The organism is Methylibium sp., assembly GCF_035762065.1.
In the GTDB taxonomy this organism is placed as follows: Bacteria; Pseudomonadota; Gammaproteobacteria; order Burkholderiales; family Burkholderiaceae_C; genus Methylibium.
On record NZ_DASTPW010000036.1, the window covers coordinates 1 to 15,149 of the forward strand.

A 15,149-nucleotide genomic window follows, 5' to 3' on the forward strand; every position below is an offset into this window, starting at 1 on the left:
CTCGGCTTCGACCCGCGCTCGGCCGGCGGCCGGGCAAGCGGTGGCCGGCGTGACCGCGTGCCGGCTGCACGGGCTGCGTCGGCTGCTTCATCCGCACGGCCGCGCGGCGGCAAGGGCCTGCGCGGGGCTGCGGGGCTGCTGGGCGTCGTCGCCGCGGTGGCGCTGGTCGGCGCGCTGGCCGCTGCACGGTGGGCCTCGCCGGAGCGCGAGGGCGAACTGGCGATGCGGCCCCAGCCGCAGGGCGGCTTCGCGAACATCGAGCCGGCGGTCGCGCCGCTGGCCGCCGCGCCGCGCGGGCGCATCGCGCTGAGTGCCGGCGACGCGCTCGCGTCGCGCATCGGCGACGACCTGACCCGCGCGCTTGCCCGCGCCGGCGGCCCCGGCGTCGCCGTGCAGGACTCGCGCGGCTGGTTCGAGGACCTGAGCAGCCTGCGCGACGGCTCGCGGCTCGCGATCGCCCGCTACGACGCGCTGCAGGCCGCGCGTGGCGACGGCGGCGCTGGGCCGCTGCGCATCGTGATGCCGCTGTTCACCGAGGAGCTGGCCTTCGTCGTGCGGGCCGATTCGCCGCTGCGCTGGATCCATCAGGTCGAAGGCAAGCGGATCAACATCGGGCCGCCGGCCGGCGCGCGCGCCCTGACGGTGCGCACCGCCTACGCGCGGCTGTTCAACAAGCCGCTGGCGAGCGAGCGCAGCAGCTTGGCCGGCGAGGCCGCGGCGCTCGACGAGCTGCTCGGCCGCAGCGTCGACGTGGTGGTGCTGGTCGGCAACGCCCCGGCGCCGTGGGCCAGCGCCTACCCCGAGATGGCCGGCGGCCTGCGGCTGCTTGCGCTCGATCGGAACCACGCTTCGACGCAGCGTGCGATGCGCAGCATGCTGACCGCGCAGCTGGACGCCGGCGCCGACGCCGGGCCCGATGCCCCGACGACGCCGACGCTCGCGGTGATGTCCTTCCTGGTCGCCGGCGGCGGCCGCGCCGAGGCCGGCGCCGCGGGCGCGGCGCCGAGCGTCGATGTCGGGCGCGTCGCCGCCGCGCTGTGCCGGCAGTTGCCGACGCTGCAGCGCGACGGCCATCCGAAGTGGCGCGAGGTGCGGCCCGACTTGCAGCTCGACGCGGGCTGGCCTTATGCGGCCGAAGCGCAGGGCGCGCTGCGCAACTGCGCCAGCCAGGCGGCCGGGCCCGCGGCGGCGCCGCCCCCGGCCGCGTCCCCGGCGCCGCGCCGCCCGCAGCAAACCGCCGCGGGCGCGGCGCAAGCCCCGGAGGCCTCGTGATGCGGCTCGACGCTTCGGCCGCGCGTGGCGGCGCGGCGCTCTCGCTGGCCCTTGCGGCGCTCGGCGTTTCGGCACAGGGCGGCGCGAACGCCCCGGTCGAGCCGGTGAGCGTGCGCGCGGTCGCCAACTTCGACTTCGACGACGCCACCGTGCGCGGCGAAGACCGCGACAAGCTGCTCGCCGAAGTCGGCAAGCTCAAGGACGTGACCTGGCAGACCGTGCGCGCCACCGGCCACACCGACAGCGTCGGCGCGGCCGACTACAACGAGCGGCTCTCCGAGCGCCGCGCCGAAGCGGTCAAGAGCTACCTGGTCGGCAAGGGGCTGCTGCCGGAGACGATCCGCACCGAAGGCCAGTCCGAACTGCGGCCCGTCGCCCCCAACGACAGCGCCGCCGGCCGCGCGAAGAACCGCCGCACCGAGGTGGAGTTCATAGGCGTGCGCAGCGCCAAGCGCTGAGCCGGCTCGTCACCGAGGCGTCATGCGGCGCCGCGAGGATCGGGCGGCGAAGAAGAACAAGCATGACAACAAGAAGAAGCAGGGAGAGAGGGCATGAAGTGGTTCGTGCTGGCCTTGGCCGGCCTGCTGCTGTGGGGTTGCCTCGCGCACTGGCGCCGTAGCGCGCGGATCCGCGCGATCGACGCGACCCCGTTTCCCCGTTACCTGCGCGCCGCGGTGCGCAAGAGCTACCCGGCACTGAGCGACCGGCAGCTCGCCGACATCGAACGCGGCCTGCGCCAGTTTTTCCACTGCCACCGGCGCGCGAAGGCCTTCGTCTCGATGCCTTCGCAGGCGGTCGATGCGATGTGGCACGCCTTCATCCTCGACACGCGCGCCTACGAGCGCTTCTGCCGCAACGCCTTCGGCCACTTCCTGCATCACAGCCCGGCCGAAACGCTGGGCCGCGACGCCCAGCGCAACGACGGCCTGCGCCGCACCTGGTACCACGCCTGCCGGCTCGAAGGCATCGACCCGCGCACGCCGGCCGCGCTGCCGCTGCTGTTCGCGCTCGACGCCAGCCTCGCGATTGCCGGCGGCTTCGTCTACGTGCCCGACTGCCGTGCCATCGACCGCCAGGCCGACGGCGGCACGCACTGCGGCACCAGCTTCGGCGACGGGAGCAGCGCGGGCTCGGGCGACAGCTTCGGTGGCGAAGCGGGCGGCAGCGACGGTTCGGGCGACGGCGGCTGCGGCGGTGGCGGCGACTGAGCGCCGCGCCGCGATCAGTCTTCCGCCTTGTCGGTCCCCAGCCGCGGCATCGCCGCGCTGCCGAGCCGCAGCAGGCCGGCTTCGGCGTAGAGGCCGAGCTTCGCGCGCGTGTCGGCGATGTCCAGGTTGCGCATCGTCAGCTGGCCGATGCGGTCGGCCGGCGAGAAGGGCGCGTCCTCCACCTTCTCCATGCTCAAGCGCTCGGGCGCATAGCTGAGGTTGGGCGACTGCGTGTCGAGGATCGAGTAGTCGTTGCCGCGGCGCAGCTCGAGCGTGACCTCGCCGGTCACCGCCCGCGCCACCCAGCGCTCGGCGGCTTCCCGCAGCATGATGGCCTGCGGGTCGAACCAGCGGCCCTGGTAGAGCAGGCGGCCGAGCTTGCGGCCGTTGTCGCGGTACTGCTCGATCGTGTCTTCGTTGTGGATGCCGGTGATCAGGCGCTCGTAGGCGATGAACAGCAGCGCGAGCCCCGGTGCCTCGTAGATGCCGCGGCTCTTGGCTTCGATGATGCGGTTCTCGATCTGGTCGCTCATGCCCAGGCCGTGGCGGCCGCCCACCCGGTTCGCTTCCAGCATCAGCTCGACCGGATCCGCGAACTCGCGGCCGTTCAGCGCGACCGGCCGGCCTTCGGCGAAGCGCACGCGGACCTCTTCGCGCTTCACGGCAACCTCGTCGCGCCAGAAGGCGACGCCCATGATCGGGTTGACGATGCGGATGCCGCTGTCCAGCCGCTCCAGGTTCTTCGCCTCGTGGGTCGCGCCGAGCAGGTTCGAGTCGGTGGAGTAGGCCTTCTCGGCGCTCATCTTGTAGCCGTGGCCGGCGGCCGCCATGAAGGCGCTCATCTCGGCGCGGCCGCCGAGCTCGTCGATGAAGGTCTGGTCGAGCCAGGGCTTGTAGATCGAGAGCTTCGGATTCGCGAGCAGGCCGTAGCGGTAGAAGCGCTCGATGTCGTTGCCCTTGAAGGTGCTGCCGTCGCCCCAGATGTGGACCTCGTCCTCCTTCATCGCCGCGACCAGCATCGTGCCGGTGACCGCGCGGCCGATCGGCGTCGTGTTGAAGTAGGTGACGCCCGCGGTGCTGATGTGGAAGGCGCCGGCCTGCAACGCGGCAAGGCCTTCGGCGACGAGCTGCGCGCGGCAATCGACGAGGCGGGCGCGCTCGGCACCGTAGGCCAGCGCCTTCTGCGGGATGGCGTCGTAGTCGGGCTCGTCCGGCTGGCCGAGGTTCGCGGTGTAGGCGTAGGGCAGCGCGCCCTTGGTCTTCATCCACAGCAGCGCGGCGCTGGTGTCGAGGCCGCCCGAGAAGGCGATGCCGACCTTCTGGCCGGCGGGGAGCTGCTGGAGGATCGTGGCCATGAGGTGACGAGAAGGGCGCTGCAAGGGGCCGGTATTCTCGCCCGCATGCCCGGAGACAGCCTGCCGCCCCATGCCGTCGTCTGCGACGACCGCAAGGCCTGGCGCCGCTGGCTGCACCGGCATCACACCGACACCCAAGGCGTGTGGCTCGTGATGGCGAAGAAGGGCAGCGACCATGCGGCGCCGACGCTCGACGAAGCGATCGACGAGGCGCTGTGCTACGGCTGGATCCACAGCAAGGAAGGCCGGCTCGACGATCGCCGCTCGCTGCTGTGGTTCGCGCCGCGCAAGCCGAAGAGCGCGTGGTCGGGGCCGGTGCGCCGGCGCGTCGAGGCGCTGGAGGCCGCGGGCCTGATGCACGAGAGCGGCCAGGCCAAGGCCGACGAGGCGCGGCGCCAGGGGCTGTGGAGCTGATCGAGCTTCTTGGGCGATCGCCTTGTCGATCCCGGGCCGCGTCGATCGTCGTGTGAAGACCGCCACCTCGCTTTCTCGAAGGACCGACCATGACTGCCCCGAACCCGACCGACCTCGACCTCGTGCTGACCCGCTGGATCGGCGCGCCGCGCGACAAGCTCTATGCCGCCTGGACCACGCCGGCTCTGATGACCCAGTGGTTCACGCCGCCACCGTGGAAGACCTCGCACGCCGAGACGGACGTGCGGCCCGGCGGTTCGAGCCTCGTCGTGATGCAGGGCCCGGACGGCGAGGAGATGCCCAACCGCGGCGTCTACCTCGAAGTCGTGCCGAACGAGCGGCTGGTCTTCACCGACGCCTACACCGACGCCTGGACGCCTTCGGCCAAGCCCTTCATGACGGTGATCCTCACCTTCGCCGACGAGGCCGGCGGCACCCGCTACACCGCGCGGGTGCGCCACTGGAGCGCCGAGGATCGCGATGCCCACGAGCAGATGGGTTTCCACGACGGCTGGGGCGTCGCGACCGCACAGCTGGCGAAGCTGGTCGGCGCGCCGGAGCCGAAGCCCTGACGGCGAACACGCCGGTCAGAGGCTGGTCCGCACGCTCCAGATCTCCGGGAACAGCACCACGTCGAGCATCTTGCGCAGGTAGCTGACGCCGCCGGTGCCGCCGGTGCCGCGCTTGAAGCCGATCACGCGCTCGACGGTGGTGACGTGGCGGAAACGCCAGAGTCGGAACGCGTCTTCGAGGTCGGTCAGTTCCTCGGCGAGCTGGTACAGGTCCCAGTGCGCCTTCGGGTCGCGGTAGACGGCGAGCCAGGCGGCTTCGACCTCGGCGCTTGCCTCGTGGCGCAGGGTCCAGTCGCGCTCGAGTCGATCGGCCGGGATCGCGAAGCCGCGCCGCGCGAGCAGCCGCAGCGCCTCGTCGTACAGCGACGGCGCGCGCCACGCGGCATCGACCTCGGCCAGCCGCTGCGGTGCGTGCACGTGCGGCTTGAGCATCGCCGCATTCTTGTTGCCGAGCGCGAACTCGATGCGCCTGTACTGGAAGCTCTGGAAGCCGCTGCTCTGCGCGAGGTGGGGGCGCAGCGCCGAGTACTCGGGCGGCGTCATCGTCGCGAGCACGTCCCAGGCGTGCACCAGCTGCTCGAGGATCTTGCTGACGCGCGCGAGCTGCTTGAACGACGCGGCCAGCTCGTCGCGCGCGAGGTTGGCGATCGCCGCGCGCAGCTCGTGCAGCAGCAGCTTCATCCACAGCTCGCTGGTCTGGTGCTGCACGATGAACAGCATCTCGTCGTGCGCCGGCGACAGCGGGTGCTGCGCGTCGAGCAGCGCATCGAGGTGCAGGTAGTCGCCGTAGCTCATCTCGCGGGCGAAGTCGAGGCGGGCGCCTTCGTCGCGCACGATGTCTTCGGTGCTCGGCACGGCGCCGGCCTTCCGGTCGGCGTCGGCGTCTGCACCGGGGCGATGCGGGCAGGTCATGTCACCGCGTGGCGCGCGCGGAAGCGCGGCTGGTTCCACTCGCGCACTTCGAGCACCTGACGCAACTGCTCGACCGCGTTCCACACGTCCGCGAAGCGTGTGTAGAGCGGCGTGAAGCCGAAGCGCAGGATGTCGGGCGTCGTCGCCGGGTCGCGCGCATCGCCGGCCCGGAAGTCGCCGACGACGCCGCGCGCGATCAGCGCCTGCATCGCCGCGTAGCCGTGGCCCGCGAGCGCGAAGCTGACCTGGCTGCCGCGCGCTGCGGCATCGCGCGGCGAGGCCAGTTCGAGCCCGTGGCCCGCGCAGCGCGATTCGACGAGCTCGATGAACAGCTCGCCGAGCGCGATCGACTTGCGGCGCAGCGCGCCCAGGCCGCCGAGCGGCTCCGCCGCGAGCAGCGTGTCCACGCCGCATTCGAGCGCGGTCAGCGAGAGCACCGCGGGCGTGCCGCACAGCCAGCCGGCGATGCCCTCGGCCGGCGCGTAGGCCGGCGTGAAGTCGAACGGTCGCGCATGGCCCATCCAGCCCGACAGCGGCTGCCACAGGTCGCCGCGCGCCATGCGCTCGGCGTGGCGCGGATGCAGCCAGACGAACGCCGGCGCGCCGGGGCCGCCGTTCAGGTACTTGTAGCCGCAGCCGACCGCGAAGTCGGCGTCGCTGCCCAGCAGATCCACCGGCAGCGCGCCGGCCGAATGCGCGAGGTCCCACACCGTCAGCGCGCCGGCCGCGTGCGCCGCGGCGGTGACGGCGGCCATGTCGTGCAGCCGGCCGCTGCGGTAGTTCACCTGCGTGAGCATCAGCACCGCGACGTCGCCCTGCGCGAGCGCGGCGTCGATGCCGTCGGGCTCGACCAGCTTCAGCGCGAGCCCGCGTTCGCGCGCGAGGCTTTCGGCGATGTAGAGGTCGGTCGGGAAGTTGCTGCGCTCGGAGACGACGACGCGGCGTTTCACGCCGCCCTGCGCTGCGGCGATCTGCAGCGCTGCCGACAAGGCCTTGTAGAGGTTCACCGAGGTCGAGTCCGCGGCAATCAGCTGGCCCGGCGCGGCGCCGACGAGCCGCGCGATCTTGTCGCCCACGCGCCGGGGCAGCCCGATCCAGTCGGCGCCGTTCCAGCTGCCGATCAGCCCGCGGCCCCATTCGTGCTGCACCGCGGCCTGCACGCGCGCGGCGGTCGCGTGGGGCAAGGCGCCGAGGGAGTTGCCGTCGAGGTAGACCGTGCCGGGGGCGAGGTCGAACAGCTCGCGCAGCGGCGCCAGCACGTCGGCCGCGTCGAGCGCCTCGCAGTCGAAAAGCTTCATAACTAAAGTATCAGCGACGGCTTGGGGCGGTGCAAGCCCGCCGCGCCCGGCGCGGATCGGGCGCTCAGGCCGCCGCCGGCTGGCGTGGCCGCGACGGCGGCAGCTCGCGCAGCACCGCCCGCACCGGCGAGGCGTCGGCCTGCACGAGCTTCAAGGGCAGTGCGATCAGCTCGTAGTCGCCTTCGGGCACTTCGTCGAGCACGAGGTTTTCGAGGATGCGCATGCGGCGGCGGCGCACGGCGTGGTGGCTGTCGAGCGTCTTGCTGTCGGCCGGGTCGATGCTGGCGCTGTCGATGCCGATGAGCTGCACGCCGAGGTCGGCCAGGCGCTCGATCGTCTCGGGCGCGAACGAGGGCAGCAGCGGATCGAAGCGATCCAGCGGCGCGACCGAATAGGTGCGCAGCAGCACGCGCGGCGGCAGGTCGGCGTCGATCGCGTGCTCCAGATGCGGCCAGCGCAGCAGCCGCTGCGTGTGGCGCGCGCCGGGCCCCTGGAACCCCCAGGCGTGGATGACGCGGCAGCGGCCGAGGTAGGGCTCGAGCGGCACCGCGCCGATCGCCTCGCCCTGCGGGTCGTAGTGCAGCGGGCCGTCGGCATGCGCGCCGACGTGCGGCGTGGTGGTGATCGACGCGACGTTGACCGGCGACTGCGCGCCCAGCTTCGAAGCCCAGCGCTGCTGGTAGGCGGTGTCGCCGGGGAACACCGGCGAGCCGGCGTGGACGGGTGGGGAGATGTCCCAGATGCGCATCGTGGAAGCGCCGCCGCGAACGGAGCGGCGGGGCTGCGAGCGTTCTATCAGCCCTGGCCGCCGCGCTTCACAGGCGCAACCCGTGGCCCCCCGGGCTTCGGGGTCGGCGGCGGCTCAGCCGATGCGCCCGAGCAGCAGGTACTCCATCAGGGCCTTCTGCACGTGCATGCGGTTCTCGGCCTCGTCCCACACCACCGACTGCGGCCCGTCGATGACCTCGGCCTCGACCTCTTCGCCGCGATGCGCCGGCAGGCAGTGCATGAACAGCGCGTCGGGCTGGGCGACGGCCATCATGTCGCGGTCCACGCACCAGTCGGCGAAAGCCTTCAGCCGGGCCTCGTTCTCGGCCTCGTAGCCCATGCTGGTCCAGACGTCGGTGGTGACCAGGTGAGCGCCGCGGCAGGCGTCGAGCGGGTTCGCGAAGACCTGGTAGCAACCGGCGTCCTTGACGCCGGCGACTGCCGGGTCGATGCCGTAGCCGCCGGGCGTGCTGACACGCACCTTGAAGCCAAGCACCTCGGCTGCCTGCAGCCAGGTATGCGCCATGTTGTTGCCGTCGCCGACCCAGGCCACGACCTTGCCCTTCAGGCCTTCGAGCGGCTGGCTCCAGGGGTTGCCGCGGTGCTCGATGTAGGTGAACAGGTCGGCGAGGATCTGGCAAGGGTGGTATTCGTTGGTCAGCCCGTTGATCACCGGCACGCGCGAGTGCGCGGCGAAGCGCTCGAGCTTGCGCTGCTCGAAGGTGCGGATCATCACCAGGTCGACCATGCGGCTGATGACGCGCGCGGTGTCCTCGACCGGTTCGGCGCGGCCCAGCTGGCTGTCGCCGGTGGTGAGGTTCACCACCGAGCCGCCCATCTGGTACATGCCCGCCTCGAAGCTCACGCGGGTGCGGGTGCTGGCCTTCTCGAAGATCATCGCCAGCGTGCGGTCGAACAGCGGCGTGTACTTCTCGTAGTTCTTGAAGCGCGTCTTGATGATCGCGGCGCGCTCGAACAGGTAGGCGTACTCCTCGGCGCGGAAGTCCCTGAACTGCAGGTAGTGGCGCACGAGCTTGGCGCCGGGCTTCATGGCGCGGCCTTCGCGGGCGGCGTGGCGAGGAAGTCGCGCACCAGCGGCGCGAGGATCGCGACGACGCGTTCGGCCTCGGCGGCGGTCATCACCAGCGGCGGCACGAGGCGGATCACGCGCTCGGCGGTGACGCTGATCAGCAGGCCGGCCTGCGCGGCGCGGCCGAGCAGCTCTGCACACGGGCGGTCGAGCTCGATGCCGAGCATCAAGCCCTGGCCGCGGATCTCGCGCACGCCGGCGAGCGTGCCCAGTTCGCGCTGCAAGGCGCCGCGCAGCACGGCGCCGATCTCAGCCGCATGTTCGAGCAGCTTGTCGGCGACCATGATCTTGAGCGTCTCGACGCCGGCGCGCATTGCCAGCGGGTTGCCGCCGAAGGTGCTGCCGTGGTTGCCCGGGCCGAGCACCTTCGCGGCGCGCGGGCCGCACACCACCGCCCCGACCGGCACGCCCGAGCCCAGCCCCTTGGCTAGCGGCATCACGTCGGGCCGGATGCCGGCCCACTGGTGCGCGAACCACTTGCCGGTGCGGCCGATGCCGCACTGCACCTCGTCGAGCATCAGCAGCCAGTCGTGCTCGTCGCAGAGGCGGCGCACGGCCTTCAGGTAGTCGACGGTCGCCGGGTTCACGCCGCCCTCGCCCTGGATCACTTCGAGGAACACCGCGACCACGTTCGGCCGCGTGTTCGCCACCTCCTCGATCGCCGCGACGTCGTTCAACGGCACCCGAACGAAGCCTTCGACCAGCGGGCCGAAGCCGGCTTGCACCTTGGCATTGCCGGTGGCCGACAGCGTCGCGATCGAACGGCCATGGAAGGCCTTGTCGTAGACGATGACCTCGGGACGGTCGACGCCCTTGTCATGGCCGAACTTGCGCGCGATCTTCAGCGCCGCCTCGTTCGCTTCGAGCCCGGTGCTGCAGAAGAAGGCATTGGCAAGGCCGCTGAACTCGCACAGCAGGCGCGCCAGTTCCTCCTGCAGCGGCATCTGGTAGTAGTTGGAGCAGTGGATCAGTTTCGCGACCTGGTCCTGCAGCGCCGGCACCAGCTTCGGATGCGCGTGGCCGAGCGTGTTGACCGCGATGCCGCCGAGCGCGTCGAGGTACTCGCGGCCTTCGGTGTCCCAGACCGTGCAGCCGCGGCCATGCGACAACGCGAACGGCAGGCGACCGTAGGTGTTCATCACATGGGACTCGGCAAAAGCGGCGGCGGGGGCGTTCATCGGTGGTCCTTGGAGACAAAGAGGAACGCGGCCCTGTGCCGCGCCGCGCAGATTCTAGGGAGCGGGTCCTCGCAGGCCGCCGCGCGCCGGCGCGGCCTTGCACGGCCTTGCCGGATCGCCGCGTTGGTGCGCCGCACAATTCGGCGCGGTCGCGTCGGCTTCATCGAACGCGGCGTCTGCCGATAACGAAGGTGCTCATGCCCCCACCCGCCCAGCCGCGCGAGGTCTTCATCCTCGGCATCACCCTTGACGGTCGGACCTTCCGTCCGAGCGACTGGGCGGAGCGCCTGGCCGGGGCGATGTCGAGCTTCCGGCCCGGCGGCGCGCAGCAGGGACGCTCCGCCTACATCGGCTATTCGCCGTACTGCGTGCCGAACGTGATCGGCGACGTCAAGTGCGTGGTGGTCAACGAGGCGCTTAAGGACGTCGAGCCGATGGCCTGGGACTTCGTGATGAACTTCGCGCGCGACAACCGGCTTCAGATTGCCGAGGCCTGCCTGGTGCCGGACGCGCCGCCGCCCAAGCCTTGAAAAGGCCACGAAAAAAGGGGCCGCAGCCCCTTCTTGCTTCGATGCTCGCCGCAGCGAACGGCGCGCCGATCAGGCGGCGAGCGACTTGATCTTCGCCGCCAGGCGGCTCTTGTGGCGGGCCGCCTTGTTCTTGTGGAACATGCCCTTGCCAGCGATCGAGTCGATCACCTTCTGAGCGGTCCGGAAGGTTTCGCCGGCCTTCGCCTTGTCGCCGGCCGCCACCGCCTTCAGCACGCCCTTGATCGCGGTGCGGAACTTGGAACGCAGCGCCGTGTTCGCGGCGTTCAGCTTCACGTCCTGGCGCGCGCGCTTGCGGCCCGAGGCGATGCGAACCGACTTCTTGACTTTGGAGGAGGTGGCCATGAAAACGAGCCCCGTCGGGCGGTGGCGGGTGAAAAGCCGGCGAGTGTAGCAGCGCCTCGCTCGCCTGCCGCAGGCTCCAGCCCGGACGGAAGGGCCTTCCTATACTGCCGGCCGCCTGAATGGCGGGCCACCGCGCGTCCGCGCCCCCCGATGAACCTGCTGCGCGCCGCCTCGCTCGTTTCGCTGCTGACGCTGGCCTCGCGGGTGACCGGCCTGGTGCGCGAGCAGGCCATCGCCGCCGCCTTCGGCGCCAGCGTCGTCACCGACGCCTTCAACGTAGCGTTCCGCATCCCCAACCTGCTGCGCCGGCTCTTCGCCGAAGGCGCGTTCTCGCAGGCCTTCGTGCCGCTGCTCGCGCACAGTCGCGCACAGGAAGGCGACGCGGCGACGCGCGCGCTCGTCGACGCGGTGGCGACCGTGTTGCTGTGGGCGCTGGCCGCCACCTGCGTGGCCGGCGTCGTCGCCGCGCCGGTGCTCGTGTGGCTGATGGCGCAGGGCCTGCAGGCCTCGGGCGGCTTCGAGCTTGCGGTCGGCCTCACGCGCTGGATGTTTCCTTACATCGGCTTCATGTCGCTGGTCGCCCTGTCGGCCGGCGTGCTCAATACATGGAAGCGCTTCGCGGTGCCGGCGGCGACGCCGGTGCTGCTGAACCTGGCGGTGATCGTCTGCGCCTGGCTGCTCGCGCCGCGCCTGGAAGCACGCGGCATCGCGCCGGTCTACGCGCTGGCCGTCGGCGTGATGCTCGGCGGCGTGCTGCAACTCGCGGTGCAGTTGCCGGCGCTGGCGCGCATCGGCATGCTGCCGCGCTTCGGGCTTGGCTGGCGCGCCGTACGAAGCGCGGTCGGGCACCCGGGCGTCAAGCGGGTGCTCAAGCAGATGGCGCCGGCGCTGCTGGGGGTCTCCGTCGCGCAGATCTCGCTGCTGATCAACACCCAGATCGCGACACAGATCGGCCCGGGCGCCGTCTCCTGGCTCAGTTACGCCGACCGGCTGATGGAGTTCCCGACGGCGCTGCTCGGCGTCGCGCTCGGCGTGGTGCTGCTGCCGCAGCTTGCGGCCAGCCGCGCGGCCGACGACGGCGCCCGCTATGCGAACCTGCTCGACTGGGGCCTGCGGCTGGTGCTGCTGTTCACGCTGCCCTGCGCGGTGGCGTTGATCGTGTTTCCGCAGGCGCTGGTCGCGGTGCTCTACCACCGCGGCGCGTTCGAGGCGGCCGACGTGGCGCAGACCGTGATCGCCTTGCAGGGCTACGGCGCCGGGCTGCTCGGGCTGGTCGCGCTGAAGGTCGTCACGCCGGGCTATTACGCGAAGCAGGACATCCGTACGCCGGTGAAGGTGGCCGTCGCGGTGCTGGTGCTGACGCAGCTGCTGAATTTGCTTTTCGTGCCGTGGCTCGGACATGCGGGGCTCGCCTTGTCGATCGGCTGCGGCGCGCTGGTTAACGCGCTGTGGCTGCTGATCGGGCTGCATCGTTCGGCGAGCTGGCGGCCGGCGGCGGGCTGGCCGTGGTTCATCGCCAAGGTCGTCGTGGCCAGCACCGCGATGGGCGTCGGCCTCGCCTGGGCCGCGCGCCGTTTCGACTGGGTCGCGCTCGGCGCCCACGAAGGCCAGCGCGCGGCACTGCTTGCGGCGGTGCTCGCCGGTTCGGCGCTCGTGTACTTCGGCGTGCTGCTCGCCTTTGGCGTGCGCCCGCGCGACTTCGTCCGTCGCGGCTGAGCACGGCCGCGTAGGCCGGCGCCTACGCGACACCGAGGCCGGAGCCGGCTTCCCCTGCTGCGCCGCCTTCCTAGAGTGCCGCGACGCTTCGGCATGCCGCCGAAGCGCAGGTTCGCGATTCACAAGGAGAAGCCATGCACAAGACCAAGACCTCGACCACCTTCGCGGCCACGATCGCCCTCGCGCTGAGCCTGGGCCTCGCCGCCTGCCAGCGCGCCGAAGGCCCGGCCGAGCGCGCCGGCAAGCAGCTCGACAACGCTGCCGAGAAGACCGCTGAGCAGGTCGACAAGGCCGGCGAGAAGATCAAGGAAACCGCCGAGAACGTGAAGAAGGATCTGAGCAAGTAAGGCCACGAGGCCACGGGGCCGCGATGCCGCAGGCGGCTCCTGCGCCATCGCGCGGCGCAGCGAAGCGGCCGGGACGCTGGCCTAGACTCAGTTCATGCCGTCGTCATCGTTCCGGACCCCCACGCCCACGGCCCTCGACTACTTCGCCGCGCTCGTCGCCGACGATGCGAGCCTGCCCCTCACCGAAGCCTGCGCCGCGATCGCGCTCGACGAGCAGCCGGCGCCCGACGTGCAGGCCGTGCTGGCCGAGCTGGATGGCCTCGCCGATCGCCTGAAGCGCCGCCTTCCGGCCGATGCCGCACCGCTGCAGCGCCTGCGTGCGCTGGGCCGCTACTTCTTCCAGGAGCTGGGTTTCGCCGGCAACCTGAACGACTACCACGCGCGCGGCAACAGCTACCTGCACGAGGTGCTGCGCACGCGGCGCGGCATCCCGATCTCGCTCGCGGTGGTCTACATGGAGCTGGCCGGGCAGATCGGCCTCGCCGCGCGCGGCATCGCCTTCCCTGGGCATTTCCTCATCAAGGTGAAGATGCCGCGCGGCGAGGTGGTGATCGATCCGTTCTCGGGCCAGTCGCTCTCGCGCGAGGAGCTCGACGAGCGCCTGCAGCCCTACAAGCGCCGGCAAGGCCTGCAGGGCGACTTCGACATGCCGCTCGGCCTGTTCCTGCAGGCCGCGTCGGCGCGCGACATCCTCGCGCGCATGCTGCGCAATCTGAAGGAAGTGCACCGCGCCGCGGAAGACTGGCCGCGGCTGGTGGGGGTGCAGCAGCGGCTGGTGCTGCTGCTGCCCCGCGACGCCGAGGAGCGTCGCGACCTCGGTCTCGCGCGCGCCGAGCTCGGCCTGTACGCCGAGGCGGCCGAGGACCTCGAGGCCTACGCGAAGCACAGCCCGCAGGCCGCCGACCGCCACGCGATGCTCGAGCGCGCCGGCGAGCTGCGCCGCGTCGGCCGGCCCCGCCTGCACTGAACCTCCGGCGCGCGCAGCCTCGCCTCGTAAACTGCCGTCCCCCTCGCTCGAGGCGTCGCTCGGCGCCCCGACCCCCATGACCTTCACTCCTGCGCAGACCCGCACGCTCGGGTGGCTTGCGATCGGTGCGGCCCTGGCCTTCTTGCTGTGGCTGCTCGGCCCGGTGCTCGCGCCCTTCGTCGTCGCGCTGGTGCTCGGCTACGCCTTGCAGCCGCTGGTCACCGCGCTGGTGCGGCGGCGCTGGCCGCGCTGGCTGGCGGTGACGCTGGTCGAGGCGGTGGCGTTGCTGCTCGCGGTGGCGCTGGTGCTGCTGCTGCTGCCCATCCTCGCGAAGAACCTGCCGCAGCTGCTCGAGCAGGCCCCCACCGCGCTGAACCGGCTGGCCGTCTGGCTGCAACCCTGGCTCGCCCGCTGGGACATCGTCCTCGACCTCGACTTCAACCACCTGCGCGAATCGATCGTCGGCTACCTCAGCGACAACACCGAGACCTTCGCCCGCCGCGCCCTGAGCTCGCTGCGCATCGGCGGCAGCTACGTGCTCGGCTTCGTCGGCACCGCGGTGCTGATCCCGCTGGTGCTGTTCTACCTGCTGATGGACTGGCCGCGCTTCATCGAAAGCGCGCGCCAGCTGGTGCCGCCGCGCCTGCGCCCGCAGGTCGAAGGCTTCGTCGTCGAATGCGACCACATGCTCGGCCAGTACCTGCGCGGCCAGGCGCTGGTGATGGGCGTGCTGGCGGTGTTCTACAGCGTGGGCCTCGCGCTGTTCCGCTTCGAGATGGCGGTGCCGGTCGGCGTGTTCACCGGGCTCGCGGTGTTCATCCCGTACCTCGGCTTCGGCCTCGGGCTGATCCTCGCGCTGCTGGCCGGCGTCCTGCAGTTCGGCAGCGTCTACGCGGTGGTCGCGGTGGCGGTGGTCTACGGGCTCGGGCAGGTGCTCGAAAGCTTCTGGCTCACGCCGCGGCTGGTGGGCGAGCGCATCGGCATGCATCCGGTGACGGTGATCTTCGCGCTGCTCGCTTTCGGCCAGCTGTTCGGCTTCGTCGGCGTGCTGGTGGCCCTGCCGGTGTGCGCGGTCGGCGTGGTGGCGTGGCGGCGCATGACGGCGCTGTACCGCGAGAGCGCGCTCTACCGCGGCTGAGCGCGCTGGACGCGGGACTTG

17 protein-coding genes are annotated in these 15,149 nt (G+C 71.6%); 10 read left to right on the top strand and 7 right to left on the bottom strand.

Annotated elements, in window-relative coordinates; all coding sequences use genetic code 11:
* From VFR90_RS09495 to VFR90_RS09505, 3 genes are all read left to right on the top strand, one after another.
* The coding region (locus VFR90_RS09495) for a TAXI family TRAP transporter solute-binding subunit (protein ID WP_326405881.1) at positions 1–1,272 on the top strand (1,272 nt) is incomplete at its 5' end.
* Complete coding sequence (locus tag VFR90_RS09500) at positions 1,272–1,730, top strand: OmpA family protein (protein ID WP_326405882.1); 459 nt, start codon at positions 1,272–1,274, stop codon at positions 1,728–1,730. The genes VFR90_RS09495 and VFR90_RS09500, both read left to right, overlap by 1 nt.
* 93 nt (positions 1,731–1,823) lie before the next feature.
* The gene (locus VFR90_RS09505; protein ID WP_326405883.1) at positions 1,824–2,480 is read left to right on the top strand and encodes a glycine-rich domain-containing protein; all 657 of its coding nucleotides are present in this window, start codon (positions 1,824–1,826) and stop codon (positions 2,478–2,480) included.
* A gap of 14 nt (positions 2,481–2,494) precedes the next feature.
* On the opposite strand, the gene argG is transcribed toward VFR90_RS09505, so the two are convergent.
* Positions 2,495–3,835, bottom strand: a complete 1,341-nt coding sequence (gene argG / locus VFR90_RS09510; protein ID WP_326405884.1) for an argininosuccinate synthase — start codon at positions 3,833–3,835, stop codon at positions 2,495–2,497.
* A gap of 45 nt (positions 3,836–3,880) precedes the next feature.
* On the opposite strand from argG, the gene VFR90_RS09515 reads away from it, so the two are divergent.
* Positions 3,881–4,249 carry a YdeI/OmpD-associated family protein gene (locus tag VFR90_RS09515; protein WP_326405885.1) on the top strand — a complete coding sequence of 123 codons (369 nt, stop codon included), beginning with the start codon at positions 3,881–3,883 and terminating at the stop codon, positions 4,247–4,249.
* 89 nt (positions 4,250–4,338) lie between these two features.
* Positions 4,339–4,821, top strand: a complete 483-nt coding sequence (locus VFR90_RS09520; RefSeq protein ID WP_326405886.1) for an SRPBCC family protein — start codon at positions 4,339–4,341, stop codon at positions 4,819–4,821.
* A gap of 15 nt (positions 4,822–4,836) precedes the next feature.
* On the opposite strand, the gene kynA is transcribed toward VFR90_RS09520, so the two are convergent.
* The 5 genes from kynA to VFR90_RS09545 form a co-directional block, all read right to left on the bottom strand.
* The gene (gene kynA, locus VFR90_RS09525; protein ID WP_326405887.1) at positions 4,837–5,733 is read right to left on the bottom strand and encodes a tryptophan 2,3-dioxygenase; all 897 of its coding nucleotides are present in this window, start codon (positions 5,731–5,733) and stop codon (positions 4,837–4,839) included.
* Complete coding sequence (gene kynU / locus VFR90_RS09530) at positions 5,730–7,031, bottom strand: kynureninase (RefSeq protein ID WP_326405888.1); 1,302 nt, start codon at positions 7,029–7,031, stop codon at positions 5,730–5,732. The genes kynA and kynU overlap by 4 nt, the downstream gene beginning before the upstream one ends.
* Before the next feature lie 64 nt (positions 7,032–7,095).
* Entirely contained in the window at positions 7,096–7,779 is a 684-nt protein-coding gene (gene kynB / locus VFR90_RS09535) for an arylformamidase (protein ID WP_326405889.1), read from the bottom strand.
* Positions 7,780–7,893: 114 nt separating this feature from the next.
* Entirely contained in the window at positions 7,894–8,850 is a 957-nt protein-coding gene (gene argF, locus VFR90_RS09540) for an ornithine carbamoyltransferase (RefSeq protein WP_326405890.1), read from the bottom strand.
* On the bottom strand, positions 8,847–10,067 hold the full coding sequence (locus VFR90_RS09545; RefSeq protein WP_326405891.1) for an aspartate aminotransferase family protein: 1,221 nt from the start codon (positions 10,065–10,067) through the stop codon (positions 8,847–8,849). The genes argF and VFR90_RS09545 overlap by 4 nt, the downstream gene beginning before the upstream one ends.
* Positions 10,068–10,264: 197 nt before the next feature.
* Between VFR90_RS09545 and VFR90_RS09550 the strand changes: the two genes are divergently transcribed.
* Positions 10,265–10,597, top strand: coding sequence for a DUF3579 domain-containing protein (locus VFR90_RS09550; RefSeq protein ID WP_326405892.1), 333 nt, complete (start codon positions 10,265–10,267; stop codon positions 10,595–10,597).
* Between the two features lie 69 nt (positions 10,598–10,666).
* On the opposite strand, the gene rpsT is transcribed toward VFR90_RS09550, so the two are convergent.
* Complete coding sequence (gene rpsT / locus VFR90_RS09555) at positions 10,667–10,960, bottom strand: 30S ribosomal protein S20 (protein ID WP_326405893.1); 294 nt, start codon at positions 10,958–10,960, stop codon at positions 10,667–10,669.
* Between the two features lie 150 nt (positions 10,961–11,110).
* On the opposite strand from rpsT, the gene murJ reads away from it, so the two are divergent.
* The 4 genes from murJ to VFR90_RS09575 all read left to right on the top strand — a co-directional run bounded on the left by murJ (position 11,111) and on the right by VFR90_RS09575 (position 15,128).
* Positions 11,111–12,676 carry a murein biosynthesis integral membrane protein MurJ gene (gene murJ, locus VFR90_RS09560; RefSeq protein ID WP_326405894.1) on the top strand — a complete coding sequence of 522 codons (1,566 nt, stop codon included), beginning with the start codon at positions 11,111–11,113 and terminating at the stop codon, positions 12,674–12,676.
* A gap of 134 nt (positions 12,677–12,810) precedes the next feature.
* On the top strand, positions 12,811–13,023 hold the full coding sequence (locus VFR90_RS09565; protein WP_326405895.1) for a hypothetical protein: 213 nt from the start codon (positions 12,811–12,813) through the stop codon (positions 13,021–13,023).
* A 94-nt stretch (positions 13,024–13,117) separates the two neighbouring features.
* Positions 13,118–13,990 carry a SirB1 family protein gene (locus VFR90_RS09570; protein WP_326405896.1) on the top strand — a complete coding sequence of 291 codons (873 nt, stop codon included), beginning with the start codon at positions 13,118–13,120 and terminating at the stop codon, positions 13,988–13,990.
* A 76-nt stretch (positions 13,991–14,066) separates the two neighbouring features.
* The gene (locus VFR90_RS09575; protein WP_326405897.1) at positions 14,067–15,128 is read left to right on the top strand and encodes an AI-2E family transporter; all 1,062 of its coding nucleotides are present in this window, start codon (positions 14,067–14,069) and stop codon (positions 15,126–15,128) included.
* Positions 15,129–15,149: the final 21 nt, after the last annotated feature.